Raw genomic sequence first — 5,519 nt, 5'->3', positions numbered from 1 at the left:
AGATAGTGCGACAATAGCTCTTTTCGCACCACTGAGAGTAATAAACACGCTCTTTACAACTAAGATGTTGAAATAGCATTAAACTGACGCTGCCCCTGTGCTGCTGACTAACCAATGACACAGATCCACCCAGAAAATCTTAGTGTTCTAGAAAACTCGCTCTCCTTGGCGATCGGTGAGGACTTTTCCTTAGAAAATGACCCCGACGTTATTCAGCAGTTGATTGGTGATAAGCGATCGCTGAACACTAAGCGCGAATACCAAAAAGACCTGAAAGATTTCTTCCTGTTCATTGCCAAGAAAGAACCCAGCCGGGACTTAGTGTTAGAGTTTCTTCACCTGGAACAGCGTCATGCTGTTGCTGTGGTTTTCAAGTACAAGGCACACCTCATCAAGAAAAAACTGGCTGAAGCTACTGTGAATCGTCGCCTTAGTGCTATCAAGTCAATGGTTGAGATGGGGCGACGGCTGGGAGTGTGCAATTTCTCCCTGGATGATGTCAAAGGTGAGAAGGTCGAAACCTACCGTGACACAATGGGTATTCCAGCCGAGGACTATGCCCTAGTTATAGCGTTGGTTGACCGCAGTACTCTTAAGGGCAAGCGCGATTATGCCATTATGCGGTTACTTTGGGATAATGGCTTGCGTCGTCAGGAGATAGTCAATCTAAATGTGCGTGACTTTAACGCCAAAGAGAAAACTCTTGCAATCCTGGGTAAAGGCAAGGGTAGCCAGAAGGAAGTTCTTGATTTATCGGAGAAAACTACCGACGCAATCGCCAGTTGGATAAAAGCCAGTAAGAAGAAACGTAGCAATGAACCCCTTTTCACAGTGCTGGCATACCACAAGAATGGAAATAGATTAACCGGAGAGGCAATCAGGCGACTAGTAGACGGGCTATGTAAACAAGCCGGAATTACTAAGAAGATGTCACCGCATCGTGTTCGCCACAGTGCGATTACTACAGTATTGGATCTCAATAATGGCAACTATCGTGCAACTCAGCGATTCAGCAGACACGCCCAAGTGCAGACGGTATTGAAATACGATGATAACCGCCAGCGTTTGCAAAAGCAGATGAGCGACTCGATATCAGAATTGATTTAAGAAATAGGATGAAGTTTGACTGCATCCAGAAAAGCAATTTTTAAAGTTAAAGCAAATAGCTAGTAGGGAAGATTATCAGAAATGTTCACCATCAACCTTTCTCCTATCTTTGAGGGCAACTTGGAGGAGACAAGCACTGAGATATATTTTACTCAACTACTAACTTTTCAAATATTGTCTTAGACCGTTTATTTGATTGCATATAATGTTGTTCCTTTCTTACTAATTTTAATACGTACTTTATTAGAGTTAGAGAGAGACTGAAGACGCTGATTAATTTCATTCGTTGAATACTGTCTAAAACTTTCGTAGTCATATTGCTCAGACCCCCATTCTCGAATTCTTGAAGCATTGAAAAACCATCGAGAATATTGTTTCAAAAATTTAAGGAGCAGCTTAGTAAGCGCATCGTCCTCAATGCCAGTTATGAGTGGTGTGGTTTCTTTTAGCGTGATACTCTCACTTAAAGTTTTTTTTTCAAAACTGGTATTGACCCTTGTGAGACATTTTCCATTTCAATGGCAACCATACCCTCATTAAAGGCTCTTTGAAATAAATCTTGATTGCCTGAGTTTTTATAACCCAGCCCATCATAAAAACCCTGAGTAAACGCAATTGCTGCTTGGTCTTCAATTGGTTGATTCATACCAATTGTATAATTAATATAATTTTGCAATTGCCCCCGTCACACAGTTAAATCTCTACTTGGTAAGAAATTAATTACTAAGTTTCTTAATTTGTTATTTAGCTTGAATCTTGCTAATGACCTTAATCTTTCTCAGCACATAAAATTTATAGCCAAGATTCAACAGACAATGCTCTTACTTGCTGAATCCTCTGAAAGTCGCTGTCGGCTGACACAACAGTAAGACCGTGGTGTTGTAGAGCTACAGCAGCAATCCAAAGGTCATTTTCATCAAAACCCAAGTCTGTCACCTGAGTTTTTCTACGCTTGCTTTTCTCTTTAGGGCCAAATTGTCTCATCAAGGCTGCTTTGAGTTGACCGTAAATATTAGCCGTGTCCTCTTTCACACTGTAGATGTGGATATCTTCAAGAAATTCTGTCAAACGAGCCAGATTAGTTTCCCTCTGAGCAGAATTTTCCATCATGTATGTAAGTTCTCCCTGCACGATTACGCAGGTGGCGATGTTTAATTCTCCAACCTCAGCTATTCGACGAATGACGTTTGGTTCGCCGAGGATGATAGCGCTACAGTGGTTTGTATCAAGTAGGTACATTACTCAAAAGGATTTAAGTCATAATCGAACTTGGCTTTGCCACGAGTTGCGTAAACAGACTGAAGACACTCATCGAAGTCATCGCCTTCCCAGGTTCCGGCGTGTCTGAGGATGGAACGTCCAGAAGCTGGTCGATACGCTAATTGAGGGCTATCAGTTGGGTTGGATTCTTGTCCTTGCTGGGTATCAGAACCTGTTGTTTCTGCCGTCATCTTCGGGTGTTCTGTATCTTTTTTGACTGATTCAAGCTTGGTCTTCAAAAAGCGTAGAAAATCAAGAGTTTCTTCTAGAAGTGACTCTGGAGAGGATTCAATTTCTTGGAACAGGATTTCTTTGATAGTCATAAAAATATTGTTTCTGTTGTAGGGAAACCGGGAATGGCTTTATCTTTCATTATCACAAACGCCTCAATCAATCTAATTTAGAATTTCGCCTTGGCGTAAATTCGCCAATTAGCAAATCTATATTTTCACCTTGCTGCCATTTCACCCATACAGCCATGAGAAAATCTACCAATTCGCTTTTATCAATCTCTACGCCACGTCTTTTTAGTTTGAGTAACTCCTCCTCTACATCTAAATCTGTTGAGCGTTTCACATAGTAGGTGCGCCCAATCCAAGCATCATCAGACCGCTTTCCAGTTGCAGGTCTGCCACGTTTGCGTGGTTCATCTTGAGTTGGTGCTGGCGCAAGTGGTGTTGGAGTATGTGTCACGTTACTCTCTGTGGTTGCTTCTGACGGTTGTTCTGGCTCTTGTTCTGGTTCCTCTTTGGTTTCAAATAACTTTTTAAAAGGGCTAGGCTTGGTCATGACAATATCTCCTTGCCCACCTGTTGATACTCGCGCCATGCTATTTTGCTGCTGCGGTCTTTTACTTGATAGACTGGCAGCCCCTCCAGTGCCGCTTTTTCATAAACAGCAAATCGTCTAATCCCATGTTGAAATAGTGGTATTCCCTCTGCCTCTAATGCTTCGCGTGCTTGCTGTCCGGTTAAGCGGGGGGCTGGGGGAATGATTGTAAGCAACACACGATAGCGATCGCTGCCCAATGATTTGAGAGTGCTTACAGTTTGCAACAGTGCATCCATCGCTAAAGCATCAGGGGTAGTAGGCAAGATTAATAAATTACACCCATCTGCGAGTGCTTCCAAATCTTCGTGGCTTGGTCTAGCGGCTGTGTCAATAACTACATGGTCAAAATTACGGCTGTGCATAGGAGCTTGTAGTAAATCCACAACTTTAAAGGGTAATGCCCCTCGCTTTGCCCATCCTGTAGCACTGTGGTTTGGGTCGCCATCAACTAGCAAAGTACTGCCTAGCTGAGATAGAAAGCAAGCAATATGGATGGCGCTTGTTGTTTTGGCAACACCTCCCTTGAAACTGGCAAGGGTGATTATCACGAGATGTACTCCAGTAAATGCTGCTAGTTTACTCTTAAAATGGCGAAAATTTGTATTTCTTTATTTATAGAATGTTAGCTTGGCGACAATATAACATTTCGCCAATTCAAAAATATCCTAAGTAGCAACCGTGGCATCACCGTGCCAAAAAAGGTTTTTTGTACGCTAAGAAAATTTCAAGTGTCTGAAACGACAATTTTTCGTTCAGACTTGATCAAAACTAGCAGCACAACCATAGTTATTTCACAAAAATGATGGGAGAAAGCACGTGTTGAAAAGCCTGCCCATTATTGGTTTCAGCCTTAGCGTACAAATTATCTCTTTTGGCACGGTGACGCCTTGTACAGTGACAAATTAAATAACGTTGAGACAAATTCGTGTCATTGAGTTAACCCTTACTGACTCTAAGCTTGAAACCATTCGTGTTGATATAGCTTGTAAGGTGATTTCTGATAAAAAAAATACCTATGTTAACGAGTTTCGACTTCGCTCAACTCTCGACCACTCAGTTGGTTGAGCGAAGTCGAAACCAACGGCTATGGTAAATTTATTACTAGAATTCACCTAAGTTCGCTGTGCTAATTCTGGGCTTCACTTTCTTAAAGTGCAAGCATTACAGCCTCAATGACAGTAATTTGGCATCACGACAAATAAAAAGTCACTGTACAACATTATTGTCAACGTCTAACTTCTCACCTTTGTCTTGGCCTTGCGATGCCCTGTTGCCACACAAATTAGCCCTAGAAAACTAAAGGCAACGAGGGGGCTATTAGCAGGTTCGCTTACAGTGGCGGGGACAGGAGTAATGATCAGTTGTCGAATATCACCAAAGCCTGTGGATTGAAAAACACTTTGAGTATCCAGACCAGAAATCGTTGTAATCGAACCTCCGATGGCGTACAATTCACTTCTGGCACTGTTTAAACTCGCTACGCCAGTCGCGTTCAACGCGATAGTGACAACTGAGTTGTTGTCTTGTGCTGATATTGTTTGTGACCCGAAACTGATGCCCGAACCAAGGTCAGTGTAGATGTCGGTCAAAGGGAAGCCCCCCGCTTTTAAGGTGGACACAGGCGTAGACACGTCAAAGAGAGTGTAGGCTTCGGTAGGGTCAGGACTTTTATAACCATCTGCTGGGTCAGAGATGCGAAGGAAGGCGCTTGCGATCGGCTTTTCAACGCCTGAGAGATCGAAGACAAAAAAGTTATTGTAGTCAAGAGGGTAACGACGACCTACAATGTAACTTTCATTTGTTGGGCTATGGAAACCACCGCTGCTATACCAACCAGAGTCTATGGCGTTGAGAGTAATAGATTGTGCAAAGGCGCTCTTGGGTATACAACTATTAACACCCAGGATGACAAGTGGTATAGCAATCTTACTTAGAGCAAATAAAAAGCGATTCATCCTTATAGTTCCTTTGCTGCTCGTGAATGAACGTTATTACAATAGACATCTCCAAAATATAATATTTTGTACCTTCCTGCCGTTGTACGTCTGCGGTGATTGCGGAGAATGATGTACAGTGACTTTTTATTTGTCGTGATGCCAAATTACTGTCATTGAGGCTGTAATGCTTGCACTTTAAAAAAGTGAAGCCCAGAATTAGCACAGCGAACTTACAAGCTATATGGTATTGAGCCGAGATATGAGTAAAAACCTGCAAGATGGTCTGGAAACTCCTACTATATATAGGGTTCAGCCATTTTTAAGTAAAATTGGCAGGATAACGTAAATCTTGGGTATGTATCGCTACAAAAACTAGAGTATTTA

The 5,519-nt window shown here is 42.3% G+C and carries 7 protein-coding genes; 1 reads left to right on the top strand and 6 read right to left on the bottom strand.

Annotated features, from left to right (window positions below):
* Window positions 1-114: 114 nt before the first annotated feature.
* Window positions 115-1,107 (top strand): tyrosine-type recombinase/integrase, encoded by a 993-nt coding sequence (locus tag VE944_RS20555; protein ID WP_324981123.1) that lies wholly within the window; start codon window positions 115-117, stop codon window positions 1,105-1,107.
* Between the two features lie 463 nt (window positions 1,108-1,570).
* Here the strand turns inward: VE944_RS20555 and VE944_RS20550 are convergent, their stop codons facing one another.
* From VE944_RS20550 to VE944_RS20525, 6 genes are all read right to left on the bottom strand, one after another.
* The gene (locus tag VE944_RS20550) at window positions 1,571-1,753 is read right to left on the bottom strand and encodes a hypothetical protein (RefSeq protein WP_324981120.1); all 183 of its coding nucleotides are present in this window, start codon (window positions 1,751-1,753) and stop codon (window positions 1,571-1,573) included.
* A gap of 146 nt (window positions 1,754-1,899) precedes the next feature.
* The gene (locus tag VE944_RS20545; protein ID WP_324981117.1) at window positions 1,900-2,346 is read right to left on the bottom strand and encodes a PIN domain-containing protein; all 447 of its coding nucleotides are present in this window, start codon (window positions 2,344-2,346) and stop codon (window positions 1,900-1,902) included.
* Window positions 2,346-2,690, bottom strand: coding sequence for a DUF2281 domain-containing protein (locus VE944_RS20540; protein WP_324981115.1), 345 nt, complete (start codon window positions 2,688-2,690; stop codon window positions 2,346-2,348). Before VE944_RS20540 ends, VE944_RS20545 begins: the two co-directional genes overlap by 1 nt.
* 67 nt (window positions 2,691-2,757) lie before the next feature.
* Window positions 2,758-3,156 carry a hypothetical protein gene (locus VE944_RS20535; RefSeq protein WP_324981112.1) on the bottom strand — a complete coding sequence of 133 codons (399 nt, stop codon included), beginning with the start codon at window positions 3,154-3,156 and terminating at the stop codon, window positions 2,758-2,760.
* Window positions 3,153-3,746: a ParA family protein gene (locus tag VE944_RS20530; RefSeq protein WP_324981109.1), complete on the bottom strand. Its 594-nt coding sequence runs from the start codon at window positions 3,744-3,746 to the stop codon at window positions 3,153-3,155. Before VE944_RS20530 ends, VE944_RS20535 begins: the two co-directional genes overlap by 4 nt.
* Window positions 3,747-4,430: 684 nt before the next feature.
* Window positions 4,431-5,153, bottom strand: a complete 723-nt coding sequence (locus tag VE944_RS20525) for a hypothetical protein (protein WP_324981106.1) — start codon at window positions 5,151-5,153, stop codon at window positions 4,431-4,433.
* Between the last annotated feature and the right edge of the window lie 366 nt (window positions 5,154-5,519).

The sequence above is a fragment of the Nostoc sp. genome (assembly GCF_035638895.1).
In the GTDB taxonomy this organism is placed as follows: domain Bacteria; phylum Cyanobacteriota; class Cyanobacteriia; order Cyanobacteriales; family Nostocaceae; genus Nostoc.
Note: the sequence above shows the minus strand (reverse complement) of the source record. Positions and strands in the feature narration are given on the sequence as shown.